The 24,337-nt window shown below is 68.1% G+C and carries 21 protein-coding genes and 4 tRNA genes; 14 read left to right on the forward strand and 11 right to left on the reverse strand.

Annotation, left to right across the window (positions count from 1 at the left end; all coding sequences use genetic code 11):
- On the reverse strand, positions 1 to 342 hold the full coding sequence (locus tag KYX17_RS15895) for a hypothetical protein (protein WP_243227912.1): 342 nt from the start codon (positions 340 to 342) through the stop codon (positions 1 to 3).
- Positions 343 to 598: 256 nt separating this feature from the next.
- On the opposite strand from KYX17_RS15895, the gene KYX17_RS15900 reads away from it, so the two are divergent.
- From KYX17_RS15900 to KYX17_RS15915, 4 genes are all read left to right on the forward strand, one after another.
- Entirely contained in the window at positions 599 to 2,230 is a 1,632-nt protein-coding gene (locus tag KYX17_RS15900) for an ABC transporter substrate-binding protein (protein ID WP_243227913.1), read from the forward strand.
- A 102-nt stretch (positions 2,231 to 2,332) separates the two neighbouring features.
- Positions 2,333 to 3,406 (forward strand): ABC transporter permease, encoded by a 1,074-nt coding sequence (locus KYX17_RS15905; protein ID WP_243227914.1) that lies wholly within the window; start codon positions 2,333 to 2,335, stop codon positions 3,404 to 3,406.
- The gene (locus tag KYX17_RS15910; protein ID WP_243227915.1) at positions 3,406 to 4,389 is read left to right on the forward strand and encodes an ABC transporter permease; all 984 of its coding nucleotides are present in this window, start codon (positions 3,406 to 3,408) and stop codon (positions 4,387 to 4,389) included. Before KYX17_RS15905 ends, KYX17_RS15910 begins: the two co-directional genes overlap by 1 nt.
- Positions 4,386 to 6,074, forward strand: coding sequence for an ABC transporter ATP-binding protein (locus tag KYX17_RS15915; protein WP_243227916.1), 1,689 nt, complete (start codon positions 4,386 to 4,388; stop codon positions 6,072 to 6,074). The genes KYX17_RS15910 and KYX17_RS15915 overlap by 4 nt, the downstream gene beginning before the upstream one ends.
- Before the next feature lie 57 nt (positions 6,075 to 6,131).
- On the opposite strand, the gene KYX17_RS15920 is transcribed toward KYX17_RS15915, so the two are convergent.
- Positions 6,132 to 7,346 carry a cupin domain-containing protein gene (locus KYX17_RS15920; protein WP_243227917.1) on the reverse strand — a complete coding sequence of 405 codons (1,215 nt, stop codon included), beginning with the start codon at positions 7,344 to 7,346 and terminating at the stop codon, positions 6,132 to 6,134.
- Between the two features lie 238 nt (positions 7,347 to 7,584).
- Here KYX17_RS15920 and KYX17_RS15925 point away from each other — a divergent pair, with 238 nt between their 5' ends.
- Positions 7,585 to 8,298 carry an alpha/beta fold hydrolase gene (locus KYX17_RS15925; protein WP_243227918.1) on the forward strand — a complete coding sequence of 238 codons (714 nt, stop codon included), beginning with the start codon at positions 7,585 to 7,587 and terminating at the stop codon, positions 8,296 to 8,298.
- A gap of 355 nt (positions 8,299 to 8,653) precedes the next feature.
- Here KYX17_RS15925 and KYX17_RS15930 read toward each other — a convergent pair.
- From KYX17_RS15930 to KYX17_RS15940, 3 genes are all read right to left on the reverse strand, one after another.
- A tRNA-Val gene (locus tag KYX17_RS15930) sits at positions 8,654 to 8,725 on the reverse strand.
- 26 nt (positions 8,726 to 8,751) lie between these two features.
- Positions 8,752 to 8,822 (reverse strand) — tRNA-Cys (locus KYX17_RS15935).
- Positions 8,823 to 8,877: 55 nt separating this feature from the next.
- A tRNA-Gly gene (locus KYX17_RS15940) sits at positions 8,878 to 8,950 on the reverse strand.
- 148 nt (positions 8,951 to 9,098) lie between these two features.
- Between KYX17_RS15940 and KYX17_RS15945 the strand changes: the two genes are divergently transcribed.
- Positions 9,099 to 9,174 (forward strand) — tRNA-Val (locus tag KYX17_RS15945).
- A gap of 400 nt (positions 9,175 to 9,574) precedes the next feature.
- Complete coding sequence (locus KYX17_RS15950; protein ID WP_243227919.1) at positions 9,575 to 10,231, forward strand: pentapeptide repeat-containing protein; 657 nt, start codon at positions 9,575 to 9,577, stop codon at positions 10,229 to 10,231.
- Between the two features lie 3 nt (positions 10,232 to 10,234).
- On the opposite strand, the gene KYX17_RS15955 is transcribed toward KYX17_RS15950, so the two are convergent.
- From KYX17_RS15955 to zapE, 3 genes are all read right to left on the reverse strand, one after another.
- Complete coding sequence (locus KYX17_RS15955) at positions 10,235 to 10,696, reverse strand: type II toxin-antitoxin system PemK/MazF family toxin (protein WP_243227920.1); 462 nt, start codon at positions 10,694 to 10,696, stop codon at positions 10,235 to 10,237.
- 95 nt (positions 10,697 to 10,791) lie between these two features.
- The gene (locus tag KYX17_RS15960) at positions 10,792 to 12,018 is read right to left on the reverse strand and encodes an ammonium transporter (RefSeq protein ID WP_243227921.1); all 1,227 of its coding nucleotides are present in this window, start codon (positions 12,016 to 12,018) and stop codon (positions 10,792 to 10,794) included.
- Between the two features lie 193 nt (positions 12,019 to 12,211).
- Complete coding sequence (gene zapE, locus KYX17_RS15965) at positions 12,212 to 13,246, reverse strand: cell division protein ZapE (RefSeq protein WP_243227922.1); 1,035 nt, start codon at positions 13,244 to 13,246, stop codon at positions 12,212 to 12,214.
- A gap of 122 nt (positions 13,247 to 13,368) precedes the next feature.
- Between zapE and KYX17_RS15970 the strand changes: the two genes are divergently transcribed.
- From KYX17_RS15970 to KYX17_RS15980, 3 genes are read left to right on the forward strand one after another with little or no spacing between them, the layout of a single operon-like run.
- Positions 13,369 to 14,271, forward strand: coding sequence for a sulfurtransferase (locus KYX17_RS15970; protein ID WP_243227923.1), 903 nt, complete (start codon positions 13,369 to 13,371; stop codon positions 14,269 to 14,271).
- Positions 14,272 to 14,295: 24 nt separating this feature from the next.
- On the forward strand, positions 14,296 to 14,736 hold the full coding sequence (locus KYX17_RS15975; RefSeq protein ID WP_243227924.1) for a SufE family protein: 441 nt from the start codon (positions 14,296 to 14,298) through the stop codon (positions 14,734 to 14,736).
- 2 nt (positions 14,737 to 14,738) lie between these two features.
- Complete coding sequence (locus KYX17_RS15980; protein WP_243228213.1) at positions 14,739 to 15,449, forward strand: dihydrofolate reductase family protein; 711 nt, start codon at positions 14,739 to 14,741, stop codon at positions 15,447 to 15,449.
- Here the strand turns inward: KYX17_RS15980 and KYX17_RS15985 are convergent.
- On the reverse strand, positions 15,418 to 16,641 hold the full coding sequence (locus tag KYX17_RS15985; RefSeq protein ID WP_243227925.1) for a S9 family peptidase: 1,224 nt from the start codon (positions 16,639 to 16,641) through the stop codon (positions 15,418 to 15,420). The genes KYX17_RS15980 and KYX17_RS15985 overlap by 32 nt on opposite strands.
- Positions 16,642 to 16,666: 25 nt before the next feature.
- Between KYX17_RS15985 and KYX17_RS15990 the strand changes: the two genes are divergently transcribed.
- From KYX17_RS15990 to KYX17_RS16005, 4 genes are all read left to right on the forward strand, one after another.
- Positions 16,667 to 17,254, forward strand: coding sequence for a DUF3000 domain-containing protein (locus KYX17_RS15990; RefSeq protein ID WP_308220904.1), 588 nt, complete (start codon positions 16,667 to 16,669; stop codon positions 17,252 to 17,254).
- Positions 17,247 to 18,443, forward strand: a complete 1,197-nt coding sequence (locus tag KYX17_RS15995; protein WP_243227926.1) for a ribonuclease D — start codon at positions 17,247 to 17,249, stop codon at positions 18,441 to 18,443. The genes KYX17_RS15990 and KYX17_RS15995 overlap by 8 nt, the downstream gene beginning before the upstream one ends.
- A 73-nt stretch (positions 18,444 to 18,516) precedes the next feature.
- Positions 18,517 to 19,722, forward strand: a complete 1,206-nt coding sequence (locus KYX17_RS16000) for a thiolase family protein (RefSeq protein WP_243227927.1) — start codon at positions 18,517 to 18,519, stop codon at positions 19,720 to 19,722.
- Between the two features lie 8 nt (positions 19,723 to 19,730).
- Positions 19,731 to 21,875, forward strand: coding sequence for a 3-hydroxyacyl-CoA dehydrogenase NAD-binding domain-containing protein (locus KYX17_RS16005; protein ID WP_243228215.1), 2,145 nt, complete (start codon positions 19,731 to 19,733; stop codon positions 21,873 to 21,875).
- 60 nt (positions 21,876 to 21,935) lie between these two features.
- On the opposite strand, the gene dxs is transcribed toward KYX17_RS16005, so the two are convergent.
- Both dxs and KYX17_RS16015 read right to left on the reverse strand, forming a co-directional pair.
- Positions 21,936 to 23,894, reverse strand: a complete 1,959-nt coding sequence (gene dxs, locus KYX17_RS16010; protein ID WP_243227928.1) for a 1-deoxy-D-xylulose-5-phosphate synthase — start codon at positions 23,892 to 23,894, stop codon at positions 21,936 to 21,938.
- Positions 23,895 to 23,923: 29 nt separating this feature from the next.
- Positions 23,924 to 24,295, reverse strand: a complete 372-nt coding sequence (locus tag KYX17_RS16015; RefSeq protein WP_243227929.1) for a DUF2200 domain-containing protein — start codon at positions 24,293 to 24,295, stop codon at positions 23,924 to 23,926.
- Positions 24,296 to 24,337: the final 42 nt, after the last annotated feature.

Genomic DNA, 24,337 nt, shown 5'->3' on the forward strand with positions numbered 1-24,337 from the left:
TCAGGCCTCGGTGATGTCGTAGTCGGGGTCGTATCCGTCGTCCGGCTCGCTGTAGCCCTCGACCGCTCGCAGATGCCGCTCGGGCGTCGGGCGCACCCGCGCGAGGTGGGCCTCGAGCTCGGAGCCGTCGAAGTCCGGATCGTCGCCCTCCCACGCGACGGGCACCGAGAGCACGTCGTTGCCGAGGCCGACCACGAGTTCGGCGGTGCCCTCAGGATCGATGGGGACCCGCACGGCAGCCGCTTCGCCACGCTTGGCGAGTTCCGCCGTCAGTTCCACGAGCACGCGCGCCACGTCGTCGGTGGTCAGAACGTTCTCGCCCGCGTAGGTGATGCGTCTCATGCATCCACCATGCGCTCCGGCCCATCGCGTGCCGGGGCGGTTGCGACGACCTCTGCGGTGGTCTAGGCGCGGGCAGAACCGACGATCTCGAGGCTGCGACCTGAGCGATCTGTTGACCGACAACGCCTCACGGAAGGCGTTTCGGGTGCGTTAAAAGATCGCCATGTTGCTGGGTGTTCGCTCACGATCAGGTGAGAATGACCTGCATGCGCTGGGCGAAGTGCGCCCGGCGACCATTCACAGCAGGGATACCACTATGTCTCTTGTTCACATCAGGCGCGGCCGCACAGCGCTCGCACTCGCCGCTCTTGCCGGCACGGCCGTGATGCTCGCCGCTTGCTCCAGCGGCGACAGCGGCGAATCGAGCGGCGGCGGTGAAGGCGGCGACCTCATCGTCGGCACCACCGACAAGATCACCTTCATCGACCCGGCCGGCTCATACGACAACGGTTCGTTCGCGGTGATGAACCAGGTCTACCCCTTCCTCTTCAACAGCCAGTACGGCACCGCGGATGTGACCCCGGACATCGCCGAGTCGGGCGAGTTCACCTCGCCGACGGAGTTCACCGTCAAGCTCAAGGACGGCCTCACCTTCGCGAACGGTCACGAGCTCACCTCGTCGGATGTGAAGTTCAGCTTCGACCGGCAGCTGAAGATCGCCGATCCGAACGGCCCCTCCTCGCTCCTGGGCAACCTCGCATCCGTCGAAGCTCCCGACGACACCACCGTCGTCTTCACCCTGAAGAACGGCAACGACCAGACGTGGGAGCAGATCCTTTCCAGCCCCGCGGGTCCCATCGTCGACGAAGAGGTGTTCTCGCCCGACGCCCTCACGAGCGACGACGACATCGTCGCCGGGAACGCCTTCGGCGGTCAGTACGTCATCGACTCGTACAAGATCAACGAGCTGATCTCCTACAAGCCGAACCCCGACTACAAGGGCGCGCTCGGTGCTGCAGAGAACAGCAGCGTCACGGTCAAGTACTACGCCGATTCGTCGAACCTGAAGCTCGACGTGGCCGGCGGGAACATCGACGTCGCCTTCCGCAGCCTCTCCGCCACCGACGTGGACGATCTGTCGAAGAACGACGCGGTCAAGGTCGTGGATGGTCCGGGCGGCGAGATCCGCTACATCGTGTTCAACTTCGACACGATGCCGTTCGGTGCCGCGACGCCCGAGGCCGACCCGACCAAGTCGCTCGCGGTGCGGCAGGCGATGGCCGACCTCGTCGACCGCCAGGCGCTGAGCGAGGACGTCTACAAGGGCACCTACACCCCGCTGTACTCCTATGTGCCGCAGGGCCTGACCGGAGCAACCGAGCCCCTCAAGGAGCTCTATGGCGACGGCGCGGGTGCGCCCGACCTCGACAAGGCGAAGGCCACCCTCGAGGCCGCCGGCGTCTCCACTCCGGTCACGCTGAACCTCCAGTACAACGGCGACCACTACGGCCCCTCTTCGGGTGACGAGTACGCCGCGGTCAAGTCGCAGCTGGAAGAGGGAGGCCTGTTCACCGTCAACCTCGCGCAGACCGAGTGGGTGCAGTACTCCAAGGACCGCACCGCCGACGTCTACCCGATGTATCAGCTCGGTTGGTTCCCCGACTACTCCGACGCGGACAACTACCTGACGCCGTTCTTCACCGCAGACAACTTCCTCGTGAACCACTACGACAACAGCGCGGTGCAGGAGCTCATCACGGCTCAGGCGTCCGAGACGGATGCGACCGCGCGCCAGTCGGACATCGAGCAGATCCAGGAGCTCGTGGCGAAGGACCTTTCGACGCTGCCGCTGCTGCAGGGCACGCAGGTCGCGGTCGTCGGCAAGGACGTGGACGGCGCCGTGCTCGACGGCTCGTTCAAGTTCCGCTACGCCCCGCTCCACAAGTAAGACCCGACCCACCGGTCCCCCATCGCTCCGGACGACGCGGCCGCCTCGCGGCGGCGTCGTCCGGACGCGGACGGAGGACTCCGACCGTTCAAAGGTTTCCGCATGGTCACAGCGGTAGACGCCGCCGCCGTCGTCAAGCCCGTCGCTCCCCAGCGGGGCGGGCTCTGGCGCTACATCCTGATCAGACTCATCCTGATCATCCCCACCGTCTTCATCCTCGTCACCGTGGTCTTCCTTCTGATGCGGGTCACCGGAGACCCCATCACAGCCGCCCTCGGCGGCAAGCTCCCCCCCGATCAGCTCGCCGAACGCATCCACGAGGCCGGTTACGACCGCCCGTTGATCATCCAGTACGCCGAGTACATCGGCGGCGTCTTCCGCGGCGACTTCGGCAACACGATCACCGACGGTCGTCCGGTGGTGACGATCCTGCTGCAGTACGGGTCCGCGACCCTCGAACTCGCCCTGTACGCGCTGATCGTCGCCTTCGTGCTCGGCATCCCGCTCGGTCTGCTCGCGGCCTACCGCCGCGACCGCTGGCAGGATGCGGCGCTGCGGATCGCCGCGATCCTCGGCTACGCGACGCCGATCTTCTTTCTGGGGATGGTGCTCAAGCTCATCTTCTCCGTCGGACTCGGCGTCCTCCCCGCATCCGGGCGCGCGGGAACGCGCACCGAACTCGCCCTGCAGAGCCTGGACGGTCAGACCGGGATCTACCTCATCGACGCCATCAGACTCGGCAGAGCGGATGCGATCGGCGACGTCCTGTGGCACGCCGTGCTTCCGGCGCTCGCCCTCGGCATCCTCACGGCCGGGATCTTCCTGCGTCTCGTGCGCACCAACGTGATCGGCACCCTCGGCTCCCAGTACGTCACGAGTGCACGCGCCCGCGGCGTGGGCGAGTACCGGCTCGTCACGAAGCACGCCTACCGCCCGGCCCTCATCCCGATCGTCACCGTCATCGGCCTGCAGATCGCCGTGCTCCTCTCGGGCGCCGTCCTCACCGAGACCACCTTCGAGTGGAAGGGCATCGGCTTCATGCTCTCCGAGTACCTGAAGGCGCGGGACTTCGTGGCCGTGCAGGGCATCGTCGTCATGATCGCCGTGGTGGTGGCGGTCACGAACTTCATCGTCGACGTCGTCGCCGCTCTCATCGACCCGCGAGTGAGGTACTGATGTCCACCGTCTCCTCTCCGGCCGCCGTCACCAAGCGCCGCCGTCCCCTGATCGATCGGCTACCGGTCCTCTCGCAGCTCCGCCGGAGTGTGGGACTGCAGCGGGGCATGCTCGTGACCGGACTCGTCATCACGGCCCTGTTCATCCTGACCGCCGCCCTCGCCCCGTGGATCGCGCCTTACGGCTTCGCCCAGCGCTCCGTAGACGGTCAGGACTTCGGAACCCTCCAGGCGCCGAACGCGGTCAATCTCCTCGGAACGACCGTCAGCGGCTTCGACGTCCTGTCGCGGACGATCTGGGGCGCGCAGACGGCGCTGCTCGCCATCGTGTGCGCCATCGCGTTCTCGATCTTCCTCGGCGTGCTCGTCGGCCTGCTCGGCGGATACTTCGGGGGCTGGCTCGACCGCATCCTCGTGGTGCTTGCCGACGCCATCTACGCCTTCCCGTCGCTGCTGCTGGCGATCGTCATGTCGATCGTCATCAGCCAGGGGCAGTCGACTCTCCGCGGCGGCATCCTCGCCTCGGCGATCGCCATCACCGTCGTCTTCGTCCCGCAGTACTTCCGGGTCGTCCGCAGTGAGGTGGTGCGCGTCAAGGCGGAGCCGTTCGTGGAGTCGGCGCAGGTCATCGGCGTTCCGACCTCGCGCATTCTCCTGCGACACGTACTGCGCAACTCCACCCGGTCGCTGCCCGTGGTCGTCACCCTCAATGCCTCGGAGGCGCTGCTGACGCTCGCCGGCCTCGGCTTCCTCGGATTCGGCATCGAGGCCACGGCCGCCGCGGAGTGGGGCTACGACCTCAACCGCGCCGTCTCGGACGTCACGAGCGGCATCTGGTGGACCGCCATTCCCCCGGGCATCGCGATCGTCCTCGTCGTCCTCGGCATCACGCTCGTCGGCGAGAGCCTCAACGATCTCAGCGACCCGCGTCTGCGCACCCGGCGGCGCGCGGCGCGCCCGCGCAAGAAGGAGGCGACCGCATGACCGATATCGCACGCATCGACGACCTCACCGTCACCTTCGCCACCGACGGCGATCCCGTCGTCGCCGTCGCAGGCATCTCGCTCGCCGCGCACGCAGGCGAGGTCCTCGCCATCGTCGGGGAGTCCGGTTCCGGAAAGACCGTGACGGCCAACACCCTGCTCGGTCTGCTCCCGGAGACCGCGACCACGTCGGGCGCCGTCGTGATCCAGGCTCGGCACGGCGGAGAGACGGACATCGTCCACGCGACCGCCTCCCAGCTGCGCGCCATGCGCGGTCGCGATGCCGCGATGGTGTTCCAGGAGCCGTCGACGGCGCTGAACCCCGTGTTCACGGTGGGCTGGCAGATCGCCGAGGGCATCCGGGCCCACGAGCGCGTCACCCGCGCCGAGGCGCGGCGCCGATCGATCGAGATCCTTCGCAAGGTGGGGATCCCCGACCCGGAGAGGCGCGTCGATGACTACCCGCACCAGTTCTCCGGCGGGCAGAAGCAACGCGTCGTCATCGCGATGGCGCTCGTCCTCAACGCGGGCCTCATCATCGCGGACGAGCCGACGACCGCTCTGGATGTCACCGTGCAGGCCGAGATCCTGGAACTGCTGCGCGCCTGTCGCGACGAGTTCGGCGCGACGATCGTGCTCATCACGCACAACATGGGCGTGGTCGCCGACCTCGCGGATCGTGTGGTGGTCATGTATCGCGGGGAGATCGTCGAGCAGGCCCCGGTGCTCGAGCTCTTCGCCGATCCGCAGCAGCCCTACACGCGGGAACTGCTGGCCGCCGTCCCCCACGTCGGTGCCGGCAAGAGCGCCGCTCAGGATGCGGCCGCCGCCGCCCCGTCCGAGCCGCCGGCGGGCAGTCTCGTGGTCGCTCGCAACCTTCACATCGCCTACCCGGGTCGTTTCGGCCGCACGGGCGTCGTGGCCGTGCACGGCGTCGACTTCTGGATCGGACCCGGTGAGGTCCTGGGCCTGGTCGGCGAGTCCGGTTCCGGGAAGACGACCATCAGCCGCGCGATCGTCGGTCTCACCTCCGTCGTCGACGGGTCGTTGGAGGTTCTCGGCACCGAGATGCGCGACGTGAAGCCGCGGGCGCTCGCCGCCCTCCGCCCGCAGGTGGGATTCGTCTTCCAGGATCCGGCGACGAGCTTCAATCCCTTGCTGACGATCGCGGAGTGCATCGCAGAACCCCTCGTGGTGCACAAGCGGGTGCGCAGCGCCGTTCAGGCGCGGAAGCGGGTCGACGAGCTGCTGGACGCGGTGCGCCTGCCCGCCGCATACGGTGACCGTTTTCCGCACGAGCTGTCCGGGGGTCAGCGTCAGCGCGCCTCTCTCGCACGTGCCCTCGCGCTCGACCCGAAGCTCCTCATCGCCGACGAGCCGACGAGCGCCCTCGACGTATCGGTGCAGGCGACGGTGCTGGAGCTGTTCGCCACGCTCCAGCGGGAACTCGGCTTCGCGTCGCTGTTCATCAGCCATGACCTCGCCGTCATCGATGCCGTCGCCGACCGGGTCGTCGTGCTTCGTCAGGGAGAGGTGCGCGAGCAGGGAACGACGGCGCAGGTGCTCTTGCATCCCCAGGACGCCTACACCGAGCGTCTCCTGACGTCGCTCCCGGTGCCGGACCCGGTGGCACAGGCGGAGCGCCGCGCCGCGTGGCTGGCGCTGCCTCCCGAAGCGGGACGCTGAACGACGCGTGGGCCGGGACCTCGCCGCGGGCGGCCCGGTCCCGGCCCACGCATCCGCTCATCCGCGCAGAGGCGTGATGCCCTGTGCCGTCCGCGGGAAGGTGGCGAGAACGGCGGGATCGATGTTGAGGTGGGCGGACACGAGCTGGGGCGGCACGTGCGCCAGCCAGTTGGCGAGGCTGATCTCCTCGTACCTGTCGGTACGGAACACCTCCAGAAACTGCAGAACGTCATCGCCGGTGTTCTCGATGTAATGACCGTAGTTCTTCTTCACCACGCCGACATCACCCGGGCGGAAATCCGTGGTGTTGGCGTGCGGGCCGGTGTTGAAGACCGTCATGCGGGCGGAGCCGCGCAGGTAGTACTGCCACTCGTCCGCGTTGGGATGCCAGTGCAACTCGCGCATCGAGCCCGGCTCGACCGTCACAAGAGCCGCAGCGACCGTGTTCGAGTACGCGTAGTTGGTGGAGTCGGCGACCTGAACGCTGCCGCCCGAGTTCTGATACCGCGGCTGGGAGCGCGACAGCCGGAAGATGACCGGCTCCATCCCCCACTCGACGCCCGCGGCGGCCTGATCGACATCGAGTGCGGGCGGTTCGTCGCCGGGGAAGATCCAGAGGTTGTGCAGCGGGATGTCGGAGAACACCTCCTGCGCGACCCCGAAGTTCTTGGCCAGCACCTCCGGCGGCGTGTGCGCGAACCAGTCCGTCAGCAGCAGCGTGTTCGACTCCGACTGCTGTCCATCGTCGAAAGCGAGCACGAACTCCGCGCCGTCCGGGCCGAGTCCCTGCAACGAATGCGGAGTTCCCGCAGGGAAGAACCACAGGTCCCCCTCCTCCACGTCCTCGACCGCCGGCAGCCCAGAACGACTCAGCGTCGTCACACGAGCCTTGCCACGCGTCATGACGGCCCATTCCGCCGTCTGATGCCAGTGCAGCTCGCGGATCCCACCCGGCTCGAGGTACATGTTGACGCCGGCGATCTCGTCCGAGATGTGGAAGTCGCTGCTGGTCAACTCGCGCGCCCAACCCCCGCGCTGCACGCGACGCGGCGAGATGTTGAACGAGGACCAGAAGAACGGTTGCGTCGAGATGTCGGTGGCCGGGGCGTCGATCTGGTTCGGGAACTGCGATGCGATGGCGGGGTTCTGCGGGCCCGTCATCACGGTGCTCTGCGGCCGGTCGACCGTGTTGATCTCACCTTCCGGCGGAAGGTCAGGGTTGCCGAACGTCGCCGCCTCGTGGTGCGGCACTGTGCGCTCCGGGGTGTCCATGATGGTGCTCCTTCGTCCCGTGAAGTGGATGCCGGCGAGTCTCGTCGAGCCGCGCCGTGCCGTGGCACCGCGGCGTGACGAAGACGACTTCGACCCGCGTCGAGCCTCGTCAGGGAGCGGGGCGGCTTCCGACTCAGAGCGGATGCGGGTCACCGGCGCCGCTTATAGGTTCGGGCCGTACTCGCCGCGCCGTCGGGCGCCCCGAGAGCGAGCACAGGAACCTGAGGAGAATCCACCCATGTCCGATATCACCGTCGTCCTCGTCCACGGCGCCTTCGCCGAGTCGTCGAGCTGGAACGGCGTCCTGACCCTGCTGCAGGATGCGGGCATCGACGCGATCGCGACACCGAACGCCCTGCGCAGCGTCACCACGGACGCCGAGAACGTGCGTCGACTCGTGGACTCGCTGCCCGGCGACGTCCTGCTGGTGGGCCACTCGTACGGCGGTGCGGTCATCACCGAGGCCGGCGCAGGAAACGGCAAGGTCAAGGGCCTCGTGTATGTCGCGGCCTTCGCACCCGACCACGGCGAGAACGCTCTCGACCTCACCGGTCAGTTCCCGGGCAGCACCCTGGGCGAGCGTGTGCGCCCCTATCCGCTCGGCGACGGCACGAACGATCTCGTCGTCGACCGCGCACTGTTCCCCGACCAGTTCGCCGCGGACGTGCCGCTCGAGGTCGCGAAACTGTCCGCCCTCACGCAGCGCCCTATCCGCGACTATGCGCTCGGCGAAGGTCTGCCCACCGAGACGCCGGCCTGGAAGACGCTCCCGTCGTGGTTCGTCTACGGCACGGGTGACAAGAACATCCCCGAGGCGGGGCTCGCGTTCATGGCGGAGCGTGCGGGGTCGCGCGGCACCCGCGTCATCGACGGCGCGTCGCACTCGGTGATGGTCTCCAACCCCGGCGCCGTCGCCGAGCTGATCAAGACCGCGCTCGCCGAACTCGCCTGACTCTCGAGCCCGTCCGGCGCGCGGCATGCCGCCGCGCCGGGCGGGCTCGCCGCATCCGGACCGCATTGGGCGGCTCAGAGCAGCAGGCTCTGCGCGAAGCCTGCGATGGCCCAGATCGCGAAGGCACGCCACTCACCGACGCCGACCCGACCCCGGTCCCGGCCCCGGAGGGTCGGAGCCGGCGGCGCGACGTCTGCACGGCGGATGCCGAAACGCATAGCGCACCAGCCACGCCAGGCCACATCAGCACCACTGGTCGTGCAGACGTCGCACCGCCAGGATTCGAGTGACCGGGCTTCTGCGCAGAATCCACCCCGAGGACGAGAAAACCCCCGGATAACCGGGGGTTCTTCGGTGCGCGATACTGGGATCGAACCAGTGACCTCTTCCGTGTCAGGGAAGCGCGCTACCGCTGCGCCAATCGCGCCTGTATAGGCTGTTCAGTTATGGGCGAGGTGGCGACGGGATTCGAACCCGTGTAAACGGCTTTGCAGGCCGGTGCCTAGCCGCTCGGCCACGCCACCGTGTGTGGTTCGACCCACGTGACGTGATCTCCCCGGAGGGAGATCCCCGCACTCGAGCGGATGACGAGACTCGAACTCGCGACCCTCACCTTGGCAAGGTGATGCGCTACCAACTGCGCTACATCCGCATTTCGTTCCCGATCTCTCGGGCACTTGGAAAACATTATCCCAACTCCGACGCTTCGCAAAACCGAGACGGGCCCGCGCGTGTCTCGCCGTCTGGTCAACGGAGCCCGTCCGCATCCGGTATGCTCGATTCTCGGCCCCACGGGTCACGGGCGATTGGCGCAGTTGGTAGCGCGCTTCCTTCACACGGAAGAGGTCATCAGTTCGAGTCTGGTATCGCCCACCATCGAAACCCCCGGTTCAGCCGGGGGTTTCGCGTTTCCTGTCGCGCCCCGCGCTTCTGTCACGGAATCCTCCGCCGAAGTACCCGGTAGCCGGTATATGCAGCGACGAGCGCCCACAGAACCAAGAGGATCCACACGCCCGCCACGCCCACGATCGGCCCACTCGTGCAGGAACTCGCGTCGGGATCGGTACCCGAGTCGTAGCACGCTCCGTGGGTGGAGCTCGTAATGAGGACGACGACCGCGGCGGCGATGAGGACGGACGCCGCCCAGGCCAATCCGCGGACAGCCCACCTCCGTGTTCGCCGGATGCTCGCGCGCATGGCCCCGAGGCTACAGGCGAGCAGGTGCGGAGCGACAACTCGCTCCAGGAGAGCGGCCGGGACGGGCCAGGATGGACGCATGGCGCCGCTCCCGAAGCCCCCGCAGCTGAACCTCCTGCATCTCGACGACCTCGCCGACGGCAGCCTCGCTCAGTTGCGCGCCGGGGCGACGCTGACGGGCGTGAGACTCGCCGTCGAGAGCCACTCCCCCGCTGATCTCACCGACGCCCGGCTCGACGGCGTCCGCTTCGACCGATTCGTCGCCCCCGAGCTGCGCCTCCGTGGCGCGGGCCTGCTCGAGGTCGCGCTCGACGCGCTGGATGTTCCCGTGATGGATGCTGCTCGCACAGACTGGTCCGACGCGCGCTTGAGCGGCCGCGTCGGCGCCCTCACCGCATACGACAGCTCGCTGCGCAGCATCCACTTCATCGGATGCCGCCTCGGCTTTGTGAACCTGCGCGGCTCTGAGCTGATCGACGTCCAGTTCACCGACTGCGCCATCGACGAACTCGATCTGGCCGACGCACGCTGCCGGCGGGTGCGGTTCACCGACACCCGAATCGCCTCCCTCGAGCTGCCTCGGGCGGTCTTGGTGGATGTCGATCTCAGAGACGCAGCGCTCTCAGCCGTCTCCGGCGTCGGCCAGCTGTCCGGCGCCACGATCACGCACGACCAGGCCCTGCAGCTGGCACCGCTTCTCGCGGCGCACGTGGGCCTATCGATCAGCGACGACTGACACTCACCGCCACCCGAAGCGCGCGCGCAGAGCATCGACGACGCGGGTGAAGCGCGCCGCGTCGAGCGTCGCCCCCTCGCGGCGCAGCCCCGCGTGGGAGACGCTGTAGAGCTGATCGATGTCGGCCCACGACGGCCGACGCTGCGGGTCCCATGCACCCGCCCCCAGAGGAACGTAGGCATCGACCCCCGGGTGCGCACGACTGGTGAGTTTGACCGCGTACACACGGTCGCGGCTCTGACGAGCCACGACGAGCACCGGGCGGTCTTTCCCGCGGCCGTCACGTTCGGCGTACGGCACCCACGTCCAGACGATCTCCCCCGCATCCGGAATCCCATCGGGACGCGGCGCGTACGCGAGTCTCAGCCGACCGACCGAACGGGGGTCCACCTCGTACGTCTGTGACGACGCCCCGGGGCGCACCAGGCGCAGGACACCGCGGCCGAGGCGGGAGAGCAGACCCATCGCGCCAGCCTATCCAGGCCGAAGGGTGCTGCAGATGCCGAAAGGAGAGGGCGCCGCGGTGATCCGCGACGCCCTCTCCTGCTGGAAACGATGTGTCAGGACTGCTCGGCGAGCGAGTAGCCCTCCTCACCGTGAACCGTGGAGTCCACGCCGGCGAGCTCGTCCTCGTTCTTGATGCGGAAGCCGATGGTCTTCTCGATCGCGAAGCCGATGATCCAGGCGACGACGAAGGAGTAGACCAGCACGCCGACAGCGGCGATGACCTGCAGCACGAGCTGCTCGTAGTTGCCGCCGACGAACAGGCCCGTCTCGGTCGCGAAGAAGCCGAGGTAGATCGTTCCGATCAGACCGCCGACGAGGTGGATGCCGACCACATCGAGCGAGTCGTCGTAGCCGAGCTTCCACTTCAGCTCGATCGCGAGGGCACAGACGGCACCGGTGACGACACCGAGCAGCAGGGCCCAGCCGGGCGTGAGGTTGGCGCACGAGGGGGTGATGGCGACGAGACCGGCGACAGCACCCGAGGCGGCGCCCACCGAGGTGGCCTTGCCGTCCTTCAGCTTCTCGACGACGAGCCAACCGATGATGGCGGCCGCGGTGGCGCCCAGCGTGTTGATGATGATGAGGCCGACCGAGGAGTCCTCGGTGCCGAGCAGCCCGAAGGTGCCCTCAGCGCCGGCGTTGAAGCCGAACCAGCCGAACCACAGGATCGCCGCACCGAGCATGACGAGCGGCACGTTGTGGGGCTTGGTGATGCCCTTCTGGAAGCCGATGCGCTTGCCGAGGACGAGCGCGAGCGCGAGCGCCGCGGCGCCGGCGTTGATGTGCACGGCGGTACCACCGGCGTAGTCGATGACCGAGGTCGAGAACCCGAAGGTCTCCCCCAGCGACATGGCCCAGCCGCCACCCCAGACCCATGCTGCGACGGGGAAGTAGACGACCGTTGCCCAGACGCCGGCGAAGATCATCCAGGCGCCGAACTTGGCGCGGTCGGCGATCGCGCCGGAGATCAGCGCGACGGTGATAATCGCGAACGTCGCGCCATAGGTGGCGCCGACGAGGCCGTTGTCGTCGAGGCCACCCAGACCGAAGTCGGAGAAGGGGTTGCCGGCGAACGACAACGGGCTTTCGACCGCGCTCATGTTGAACCCGTAGAGGATCCACAGAACGCTGACCAGGCCCAGCGCGCCGAAGCTCATCATCATCATGCTGACGACGCTCTTGGCCTTGACGAGTCCTCCGTAGAAGAACGCGACGCCCGGCGTCATGAAGAGCACAAGTGCCGTCGCAGCGACGGACCAGGCGAGATTTCCGCTATCCATGAAATTCCTCATCCATGTCGTGTTACTCGAGGTATCCCGGGGCCGCAGATCGGGTCGCAGCTCCTCAGGACGTCCACAGTTTGTCGAGAAGGAGTTCCAGTGGTGCGCGAATGGTGTTTCGGCTGTGTTACAGCGAGCCCGCCACGGTAAACAACAGGTTTCCCCACACCGAGAACCCGCCAGGGATCCCGGCTCAGGAGTGGGTGAGCGCGATCAGACGTGAGATGGCGCGGAGGTACTTCTTGCGGTAGCCGCCCGCGAGCATCTCGTCGCCGAACACCTGGTCGAGAGCCACGCCGGTCGCCCTCACCGGAATCTGCGCGTCGTAGGCGCGATCGACGAAGGCAACGAAGCGAAGGGCCGCGGACTGGTCGGTCAGCTGCTGCACGTCGCGCAGCCCGATGGTCGTCACTCCCTCGATGAGGCGGATGTAGCGCGAGGGGTGGACTTTCGCCAGATGGGCGATGAGCGTCGAGAAATCGTCATCGGAGACGACGCCGGATGCGGCGGCCTCGGCAAGTGCACTCTCGTATGCTCCCGCATCCAGAACGACCGCATGACCGTCGACCGCTCGCTGGCGGTAGTCGACACCGTCGATCCGCAGCGTCTCGAACGAAGCCGACATCGCCTGGATCTCGCGCAGGAAGTCCTGCGCGGCGAAACGCCCCTCGCCCAGTGCGTTCGGCGGCGTGTTGGAGGTGGCGGCGAGCTTGGTGCCGGATGCGACGAGCTCGCCGAGCAGTCGCGTCATCACCATCGTGTCGCCCGGATCATCCAGCTCGAACTCGTCGATGCACAACAGGTCGGAACCGCGGAACAGTTCCACGGTCTGCTGGTACCCGAGTGCACCGACGAGGGCCGTGTACTCGATGAACGAGCCGAAGTACTTTCTGCGCGCGGGCATCGCGTGATAGATCGACGCGAGCAAGTGGGTCTTGCCGACGCCGAACCCGCCGTCGAGGTACACGCCGGGCTTGCGCTCGGGCGCGCGAGGGGCACGGCGGAAGAGGCCGCGCCTCGGCGCCTCCACCGCCGCTCCGGCGAACTCGCCGAGGGTCTGCTTGGCCTCGGCCTGCGAGGGAAAGGCATCATCCGCACGGTAGGTGTCGAAGCTCGCGTCGGCGAACTGCGGCGGAGGTACGAGGGAGGCCACCATGTCCGCACCGGTCACCTGCGGGGACCGCTCGGCAAGGTGCACGAATGCGTTCTGTTGAGCAGGCGAAGTCATGCGGGATCCTGTGTCACACGGTTACGGGGCGGATGCGGCCGCAGCGACTCGAACCTAGGCTCGATCAGGCGACTTCCCCACTTTACGTGCTCGGTCGCATCCCGACTGAACAGGAGAATCCCGTGCCCGTCGACCTCGATTCCACCTCCGAGAAATTCGCCGCCTACGCGCACCCCGAACGACTCGTCACCACCCAGTGGTTGCAGGAGCGCCTCGGCACTCCCGGACTCGTCGTCGTCGAGTCGGACGAGGACGTCCTCCTGTACGAGACGGGCCATATCCCCGGCGCGGTGAAGGTCGACTGGCACACCGAGTTGAACGACCCCGTCGTACGCGACTATGTCGACGGCGCCGGATTCGCCGACCTCCTCAGCCGCAAGGGCATTTCGCGCGAGGACACCGTCGTCATCTACGGCGACAAGAACAACTGGTGGGCCGCCTATGCCCTGTGGGTGTTCTCGCTGTTCGGCCACGAGGACGTCCGACTGCTGGACGGGGGCCGTGACCGGTGGATCGCAGAGGGGCGAGAGATCACCACCGAACCCGCGAACCGCGCGCGCACCGAATACCCCGTCATCGAGCGGGATGACAGCGTGCTGCGCGCATATAAGGAGGACGTCCTCGCACATCTGGGTCACCCGTTGATCGACGTACGGTCCCCCGAGGAGTACTCGGGCGAGCGGACCAGTGCCCCCGCATACCCCGAAGAAGGCGCGCTGCGTGCCGGCCACATCCCGTCGGCGCAGAGCGTGCCGTGGGCGCGCGCGGTAGCCGAGGACGGAACCTTCAAGTCGCGCGCCGACCTGGACTCCATCTACCGCGATGAGGCCGGACTCGCCGACGGCGAGCCGGTCGTAGCGTATTGCCGGATCGGTGAGCGCTCCAGCCACACCTGGTTCGTGCTGAAGCACCTGCTCGGCTTCGAGGACGTCCGCAACTACGACGGTTCGTGGACCGAATGGGGCAGCGCGGTGCGCGTTCCCATCGTGACCGGTTCCGAGCCGGGCGAGGTGCCCGGCCGCTAGGCGCTGCGTGCGAGAATGTCGCGGATGACCGACAGCGCCCTCCCCGAGAAGCTCGCCGAGATCCGCGAGGACTTCCTCGCACTCGCAGAACCCGAACGCCTGCAGCTGCTCCTGGAGTTCTCGCAGGAGCTCCCGCCGATCCCGGCGGAGTATGAGGGGCACCCGGAGTTGTGCGAGCGGGTGGCGGAGTGCCAGTCCCCCGTGTACATCGTGGTCGATGTGGATGACGACGGCTTTGTCGCGATGCACGCCACCGCGCCGGCGGAGGCTCCGACCACCCGCGGTTTCGCCAGCATCCTGGCCCAGGGGCTGACCGGCCTCACCGTCGCAGACGCCCTCGCCGTTCCAGACGACTACCCGCAGAGCCTCGGCCTGACCCGCGCTGTCTCCCCCCTTCGCATCGCGGGGATGACGGGCATGCTGCTGCGCGCGAAGCGCCAGATCCAGCGCAAGAGCGGCGGGTGAAGATGCACCTCACGCGCGTGATCCCCCGCCCGGTCGAGCGTATCGACGCCGGTGACGACGCCGGGCTCCGATGGCTGCGGAGCGAGTACGAGCCGCAGGCCGAGCGGTCGGTGCGGCTCAACATGATCACCTCGTTGACGGGTTCTGCGACGGGCGCGGACGGCACGAGCGACACGCTCTCGAGCCCCGTCGATCGACGCATCCTCGGCGTGATCCGCGGATGGAGCGATGTCGTGGTGGTGGGTGCGCAGAGCGTACGCGCCGAGCGATACGTCGTGCCCAAGCGCACCCGGCTGGCGATCGTTACCCGGACAGGACGACTCGAAGGCCACCAGCTGGCGCCGGACGACGACACCGCCCGCGTGGTCCTCGTGTGCGCCGAGCGCGATGCCGACACCGTGAGAAGCAACAGCGAGGGTCTGGGGCTCGACGTCATCGCCGTTGCGGGCGACGAACTCGAGCCCTCCCGCGTGCTCTCGGCCTTCGCGGATCGCGGGTGGCTGCGTGTCGTCTGCGAGGGCGGACCCACGCTCGCCTCGCAATTCGCTCGCGCGGGTGTGATCGATGAGTTCTGCGTCTCCGTCGCGCCCCAACTCGTGCCGGCGACCGCGCCGTTCATCCGTGTTCCCGACGGTCACACGCTGGCAGCGCCGCACGGCCTGCTCGTCGACGACTCGGGCTTCAGCTATCTGCGGGCTCGCCCGTCGGCGTGAGTCCCTGCGCACGCATCCAGTCGCGGATGTGGGCACTCCAGCGCTGCTCGTCGTAGTTCCACAGCTTCGTGTGGCGCGCCACCTCGAAGACCTCGAGCTCGACGAGGTCGGGGCGTGCCTGCCGCAGATCGTGAGAGGCGTCCGAGGGGACGAAGCCGTCGTCGTCGCTGTGCAGGATGAGGATCGGGTCCCGCAGCTCGCCCGCGCGAGCGACGACATCCAACCGGTCGAAAGGGATCGGTGTCCCGGTGCGGGTGAATGCCGTGCCCCAGTCCGACTCGAGCGCCGAGATGGCGAGTTTCGTGACCGTGGGCGGAAGCTTCATCAGGCCCGCCTGGTAGTCGAGCACGACGCGCCAGTCGATGACGGGCGAATCCAGAATGACACCGGCGATCATGTCCCGGTGCGCCGAGCTGAGCGCCAACTGCAGTGCGATCGCGCCCCCCATCGACCACCCCATGAGCAGGATGCGGCGGGCACCGTTGCGCCGGGCGAAGCCGATCGCGGCATCGACGTCGCGCCACTCCGTGGCACCGAGCCCGTAGGTGCCCGTGCGGCTGCGCGGCGCCTCACCGTCGTTGCGATACGAGACGACCAGCGTGGTGACACCCAGGCTGTGCATGAGCGGGACTGCCCGCAGGCACTCGGCGCGCGTCGTGCCCCGACCGTGGATCTGGATGCACCAGAGATCCGTCTCCTGCTCCGCCGGGAACAGCCACGCGGGGCACGGCCCGACGGCCGAACCGATGAGCTGCGAGCTGAAGGGCAGCTGCAGCTGATCGGGGCGGTCGAAGTACCAACCGCTGAACGCGGCCTCGGCGGAGAGCCGCGCGTCCTGACCGACGTGCGTCAGCAACTTGCGCTTGACGCCGGCTTCGTTCTCGGCGAGGACGCTGCCGAGCTTGACGTAGTCCTCGGTGCCCCGCGTGAACAAACCGTAGCGCCCCGGCAGCTCGGTGTCGTCGTTGCGCTCGAGCGTGATCGTCTGCGACGCCGGATCGAGCGCGAGGATGCGGGTGTCAGCACGACGTCCGGCGGGCGTCACGACCTGACGCGCGACCCGGATGGCCACGGCGCCGATCAGCGCGGAGCACAGCGCGGTCGCGGTCGCGAGAGCGACGGCCGCGCCGCGGAAGAGGGCGAAGGCGGTGGGTGAGGCGCCATGGCGGGCGGCGCGCCTGGAGTCCAACATCGTGGCTTCACTCTAGTCTGTCGCCGTGCCCTCCGACCCAGCCGCACCCGCGTCTGCACTCGATGACGCCGTCGCGCGGATCCTCGAGGTGTCGTTTCGCGAGGACCTCGTCGTGCGTCAGATTCCCGCCCCGTCGGGAATCGCCCCCGCCTCGTTCGCACTGGCAGGAGATGTGCGCCCCGAACCCGGCGAGCACGAGTCCGCCTTCGGCACGGGTCGCTTCCTCCTCCTGCACGACGCGAGTGAGCCCGAGCCCTGGGACTCGCCGTGGCGCATCGTGTGCTTCGCGCAAGCGCCTCTCGACGCCGAGATCGGCGCGGACCCGCTTGTCGCGGATGTCGCCTGGTCGTGGCTCGTCGACGCGCTGCACACGCGCGGCGCCGGCTACCACGCCGCATCCGGCACCGCCACGAAGACACTCTCCAAGGGGTTCGGTTCGCTCGCGGCGGAGGGAGACGGCGCCCAGATCGAGCTGCGCGCGTCGTGGTCTCCGGAGGGCGAGATCGAACGGCACGTGGAAGCGTGGGCAGAATTGGTATGCATGCTCGCCGGGCTCCCACCCGGCTCGGAAGGGATCGCACAGATCCGGGGAAGGGGTTCATCCCGTGCCTGAGTACTCCGTCATCGCCGACGAAGCAGAGTTCACGTCGGCGATCGAGAGACTCGCCGAGGGTGAAGGTCCGTTCGCTGTGGACGTGGAACGCGCATCCGGCTTCCGCTACTCCCAACGCGCCTACCTGGTGCAGATCTATCGACGCGGGTCGGGTGTGTTCCTCATCGACCCGCCGGCCCTCTCCGACTTCTCCCCGTTGCAGGCTGTTCTCGGCACGGCGGACTGGGTGCTCCACGCCGCCAGCCAGGATCTTCCCTCGCTGCGTGAACTGGGACTGGAGCCGCCTCGCATCTTCGACACGGAACTCGCGTCACGGCTTCTCGGACACGCGCGCGTGGGGCTCGGGGCTGTCGTCGAGGACACGCTCGGGATCACGCTCGCCAAGGCGCACTCCGCGGCGGACTGGTCGACGCGTCCGCTCCCGCAGTCCTGGCTCGAATACGCCGCACTGGATGTGCTGCATCTGATCGACGTGCGTGACGCGCTCGTGTCGGAGCTGGCAGAGCAGGGCAAGACGGCACTGGCCGAGGAGGAGTTCCAAGCCGTGCTCGACCGGCCGGTGAAGCCGCCGCGCACCGATCCGTGGCGGCGGTTGAGCGGGCTGCACACGCTCCGGGGGCGACGCAACCTCGCCGTGGCGCGCGCGCTCTGGGAGGCACGCGAGGAACTCGCCGTCGCGCAGGATGTGTCACCGGGACGGCTGGTACCCGACCGCGCGCTCGTGGCGGCTGTCGCGGCCGCCCCCGAGAGCAAGCGCGCCCTCGCAGCCGTGAAGGAGTTCACCGGTCGCGCCAGCCGGTCCGAGCTCGATCGCTGGTGGGCAGCCATCGAGCAGGGGCGCGCGACGACGGATCTCCCCCTCGAGCGCGTCGGCAGCGACGCGCTGCCTCCGCCCCGCGCGTGGGTCGACCGCAACCCCGAGGCCGACGCCCGGTTGAAGGCCGCGCGCCCACTCGTCGAGGCGCGTGCCGAAGAGCTGACGATGCCGACGGAGAATCTGCTGACGCCCGAACTCCTGCGACGCGTGGCGTGGGAGCCGCCGACCCCGATCGACGCGGACACGGTGGGAGCGGCCCTGCTGGCGCTCGGCGCTCGCCACTGGCAAGTGCGAGAGACCGCACAGGTGATCGCCGATGCTTTTGTGGCTTCCGTGCAATCGGTCGAGAACGCGGCGGAGAACGCTTCGTAGGTTCGATCCAACCGGTTTTTTCCGGCCACGAGCCCCTCCTACGTTGGAGGAAACCCCGATCATTGGAGGCAGAGTGGCCGAGATTTCGGACGTCTTCTTCGTCGACGGCATGCGTACGCCCTTCGGGCGCGCCGGCGAGAAGGGCATGTACTGGAACACCCGCGCGGACGATCTGGTGGTCAAGACGATCATCGGCGTCATGGAGCGCAATCCGAAGGTCCCCGCGGACCGCATCGACGATGTCGCCATCGCCGCGACCAGCCAGACCGGCGACCAGGGCCTGACCCTCGGCCGCTCGGCGGCGATCCTGGCGGGCCTGCCGATGACGGTCCCCGGCTTCGCGATCGACCGCATGTGCGCCGGAGCGATGACGAGCGTCACCACGATGGCGGGCTCGATCGGCGTCGGCATGTACGACGTCGCTCTCGCCGGAGGCGTGGAGCACATGGGGCGTCACCCCATCGGGGCCAACGCCGACCCGAACCCGCGATTCGTCGCCGAGCGGATGGTGGACCCGGGCGCGCTGAACATGGGCGTGACCGCGGAGCGCATCTTCGATCGTTTCCCTCACTTGACGCGCGAGCGCAGCGATATGTTCGGCATGCTCAGCCAGCACAAGGCGCAGGCGGCGTACGAGAACGGCAAGTTCCAGCCCGACCTCGTTCCGGTCGCCATCAAGGACGGCGAAGGAGCGTGGGGCCTGGCGACCGAGGACGAAGGACGCCGCCCTGAGACGACGCTCGAGCAGCTGGCTACTCTGAAGACCCCGTTCCGGCCTCACGGCCGCGTGACGGCCGGCACGTCGTCGCCGCTCACCGACGGCGCGACGATGGGTCTGCTGGCCGGCGGCGGCGCGGTGAAGGAGCTGGGCCTGCAGCCCAAGATGCGTCTCGTCTCCTTCGCCTTCGCCGGCGTGCAGCCCGAGATCATGGGCATCGGCCCGATTCCGGCGACCGAGAAGGCGCTGCGCAAGGCGGGGCTGACGATCGACGACATCGGCCTGTTCGAGCTGAACGAGGCGTTCGCGATCCAGGTCATCTCGCTGCTCGATCACTTCGGGATCGCCGACGACGACCCGCGTGTGAACCCCTGGGGCGGCGCCATCGCCCTCGGCCACCCGCTGGCCGCATCCGGTGTACGCCTGATGATCCAGCTCGCCGCGCAGTTCCGCGAACGGCCCGATGTCCGCTATGGGCTCACGGCGATGTGCGTGGGGCTGGGGCAGGGCGGCTCGGTCATCTGGGAGAACCCGTACTTCGACGGCAAGAAGCGGAAGTGAGTGAGACCATGACCGATTACGACGCGATCGATTTCTCCCCGCTCGACCAGTTCAGCGGCGACGAAGTGGTCACTCACTCCCCCGTGCGCGACATCCGGCTGCCCTCCGGCAGGGTGCTCGCCCTCATCACGCTCGACAACGGCCGGGATCACACACGACCGAACACGCTCGGGCCGGCGACCCTGAAGGAGCTCGGCGACACGCTCACGGCGCTCGCCACGCGGGCCGCCGCGGGCGAGATCCATGCCGTCGGCATCACGGGCAAGCAGTACATCCTCGCCGCAGGCGCCGACCTCTCCGATGTCTCGAAGGTCCCCTCCCGGGAAGCCGCCAAGCTCATCGCGCAGCGCGGTCATCAGGTGCTGGGCCGCCTTTCCGAGCTCGGAGTGCCCTCCTTCGCCTTCGTGAACGGTCTGGCGCTCGGTGGCGGCGTGGAGATCGCACTCAACTCCACCTACCGCACGGTCGATGCGTCCGCGGCGGCCATCGCGTTGCCCGAGGTGTTCCTGGGCATCATCCCGGGCTGGGGCGGGTCATACCTGCTCCCGAACCTCATCGGCATCGAGAAGGCGCTCGAGGTTGTCATCTCGAACCCGCTGAAGCAGAACCGCACTCTCAAGCCTCGCCAGGCATACGAGCTCGGCATGTTCGACGCGATCTTCTCGCCGGCGAACTTCCTCGAGGAGTCGCTCATCTGGGCCGACGGTGTCATCGGCGGCGCGATCAGGGTGGAACGCAAGAACGAGCCCGGCAAGATCGAGCGCCTCACCAAATGGCCCATCGCGATCAAGATGGCGCGCGGCATGCTCGAGAGCCGCATCGGCACCGTTCCGCGCTCTCCCTATGTGGCTCTCGAGCTGCTGGACAAGGCCAAGGGCGGCACGAAGGCCGAAGGCTTCGCGCGCGAGGACGACGCGCTCGCCGACCTCGTCGTCGGCGACCAGTTCGCGGCGTCGATGTACGCGTTCGACCTCGTGCAGAAGCGCGCCAAGCGCCCGGTCGGCGCACCCGACAAGACGCTCGCGAAGAAGGTCACCAAGGTCGGCGTCATCGGCGCGGGCCTCATGGCCAGCCAGTTCGCGTTGCTGTTCGTGCGCAAGCTCCGGGTGCCTGTACTGATCACCGACATCGATCAGGCACGAGTGGACAAGGGAGTCGCGCACATCCACGAGGAGATCGGCAAGCTCGAGGCAAAGGGTCGGCTCGACGCTGACGCCGCCAACCAGCTGCGCGGGCTCGTCACCGGCACGACCGACAAGTCGCAGTACGCGGACTGCGACTTCGTCATCGAGGCGGTCTTCGAGGAGGTCGGCGTCAAGCAGCAGGTGTTCGCGGAGATCGAGGCGATCGTCGCCGACGACGCGATCCTCGCGACGAACACCTCATCGCTGTCGGTCACCGAGATCGGGTCGAAGCTCGCCCACCCCGAGCGGCTGGTCGGTTTCCACTTCTTCAACCCGGTCGCCGTCATGCCGCTCATCGAGGTGGTCAAGACGGAAGCCACTTCGCATGCGGCGTTGGCCACGGCGTTCGTCGTCGCCAAGGGCCTCGGCAAGAACGCGGTGCTGACTGCCGATGCTCCCGGCTTCGTCGTCAATCGACTGTTGGCCAAGGTCATGGGCGAAGCAGCGCGCGCGGTCTACGAGGGCACGCCCCTGCTGACCGTCGAGAAGGCGTTCGCCCCCCTCGGCCTGCCGATGACACCGTTCCAGCTGATCGATCTCGTCGGTTGGAAGGTGGCGGCGCACGTGCAGGACACGATGGCGCACGCATTCCCCGACCGCTTCTTCGCGTCGGAGAACTTTCACAAGCTCGCCGAGCTGTCGGAGATCGTGGAGAAGGACAAGAACGGGCGGGTCACCGGCTGGACGAAGGCGGCGGAGAAGGTGCTGAAGCCCGCCGTGGGCACGACGCCCGTCGCGGAGGCGGAGATCCTCCGCCGCGTGCAGGACGGCCTGGCGCAGGAGATCCGCATCATGCTCGACGACGAGGTCGTGCCGGAGGTGCAGGACATCGATCTGTGCCTGATCCTCGGCGCGGGCTGGCCGTTCATCGACGGCGGAGCATCGCCCTACCTCGATCGAGAGGGCGCCTCGGAGCGCGTGTTCGGCGCGACGTTCCACAATCCCCCGATCCGCGGCGTCGGCGACTGACGAACGACGAAGGGGGTGGCTCACCGATCGGTGGGCCACCCCCTTCGTCGTTCCGGCGCGTCACGCCTTGTGCGAGCCGACGCCTTCGTCGTCCGGGATACGGAGATCCGCCGCATCCTTCGATCCTCGAGCGACGGGGATCCGGGTGCCCAGCACCTGCGCGACGACGTCTTGCGCGATCTTGGCGGCGGTGAGTCCGGCATCCACGAGGATCTGGTCGCGGGAGGCATGGTCGATGAACTCGTCCGGGACTCCGAGCTCGTCGACAGCCGTATCGACCCCGTTCTCACGGAGCACCTGGCGGATGCGGGTGCCGATGCCGCCCACCCGGATGCCGTCCTCGATCGTGATCACCAGTCGGTGCGCGGCGGCCAACTCGACGAGAGAGCCGGCCACGGGAACGACCCAGCGCGGATCGACGACTGTCGCGCCGATGCCCTGCGCGGACAGTCGGTCGGCGACCTCCACGGCTGTGTGCGCCATCGGTCCGATGCCGATGATCAGCACGTCGGCCGCCTGGGGCTTCACGAGAACGTCGACGCCGTCGTCCAGACGCTCGACGGCGGGAAGCTCCTTGCCCACGGCTCCCTTCGGATAGCGCAGCACGGTGGGCGCATCCGGGACCGCCACCGCCTCCGCGAGCTCCTCACGCAGCCGCGTCGCGTCGCGTGGAGCGGCGATGCGGATGCGGGGCACGAGCTGCAGCATCGCGAGGTCCCAGATGCCGTGATGACTCGGGCCATCGGGACCCGTGACCCCGGCGCGGTCGAGGACGAACGTGACGCCGGCGCGATGCAATGCCACATCCATCAGCACCTGGTCGAAGGCGCGGTTCATGAACGTCGCGTAGATCGCCACGACGGGGTGCAGCCCGCCATAGGCGAGACCCGCCGCGGATGCGGCCGCGTGCTGCTCGGCGATGCCGACGTCGTAGACCCGGTCGGGGAACCGCTGCGCGAAGGGCAGGAGACCCGTCGGGCGCAGCATGGCGGCGGTGACGGCGATCACGTCGGGTCGCTCCGCCCCGATGCGTGTGAGCTCCTCCGCGAACACGTCCGTCCACGCGGTTCCCGCGTCGGCGCCGAGGGTCGCACCCGTCACCGGGTCGATGCGGCCCACCGCGTGGAACTGGTCTGCCTCGTCGTCGACGGCGGGCTGGTAGCCGCGGCCCTTCTCCGTGATCGTGTGGACGATCACGGGGGCGCCGTAGTTCTTCGCGAGCTCGAGCGTCTCTGTGAGCGCCCGGATGTCGTGACCGTCGATCGGGCCCAGGTACTTGATGTCGAGATTCGAGTAGAGCGCCTCGTTGTTGGTGAACCTCGAGAGGAACCCGCGGGTGCCGCCGCGTACACCACGGTAGAACGCTCGTGCGGCCGGCCCGAGACGGGTGATGAGATTCCGTGACCCACGATGCAGGCTCTGGTAGGCGTCGGCGGTGCGTACGCGGTTCAAGTAACGCGCCATCCCGCCGATCGTCGGCGCATAGGAACGGCCGTTGTCGTTGACGACGATGACCAGGTTGCGGTCGTTGTCGTCGGAGATGTTGTTGAGCGCCTCCCAGGTCATGCCGCCGGTGAGCGCGCCGTCTCCGACGATGGCCACGACGTGTCGGTCCCGACGCCCCGTCTGCGCGAAGGCACGGGAGATGCCGTCCGCCCAGCTGAGCGAGCTCGAGGCGTGAGAGGACTCCACGATGTCGTGCTCGCTCTCCGCACGCTGCGGATAACCGGCCAGGCCGCCGCGCGAGCGCAGCGCCGAGAAGTCCTGCCGCCCGGTGAGCAGCTTGTGCACGTACGACTGGTGCCCCGTGTCGAAGACGATCGGGTCGTTCGGGGAGTCGAAGACGCGGTGCAGAGCGATCGTCAGCTCCACCACCCCGAGATTCGGGCCGAGATGCCCGCCCGTGCGGGCGACGTTCTCGATGAGGAAGGCGCGGATCTCGCCCGCTAGCTCCTCGAGCTGAGCGGTCGTGAGGGTGCGCAGATCGCTGGGCTGGGTCACCTGGGACAACAGCGACATATCGTATCCCTTCCTCTCGGGCGAGGCGGTCATGGTCGGCCCCCCCTGGCGTCCGCGGGCTCCTGCCGCAACACCTTCGCCATCGGGCGCCCCTTCGCGAGTTCGTCGACGAGCTTGTCCAGATAGCGGATCTGCTGCATCAGAGGGTCGTCGATCTCCTCCACCCGAATGCCGCAGATCACGCCGGTGATCCGATCGACGTGCGGGTTCAGGTGAGCCTGGGCGAAGAAGTCCTCGAGGCTCGTCCGTTCGGTGAGGTGACGGGCGATCTCCCCGTCCTCGAACCCCGTGAGCCATCGAATGACCTCATCGAGCTCGGCGCTCGTGCGCCCCTTCCGCTCGATCTTCGCCACGTAGAGCGGGTAGATGTCGGCGAACGGCGTCGCGAAGATCCGGCTCATCTCCACAGGTTAGCCGCTGCAGCAAAAGACGGGCCGGTCCCT

It is taken from the genome of Microbacterium sp. CIAB417 (genome assembly GCF_022788845.1).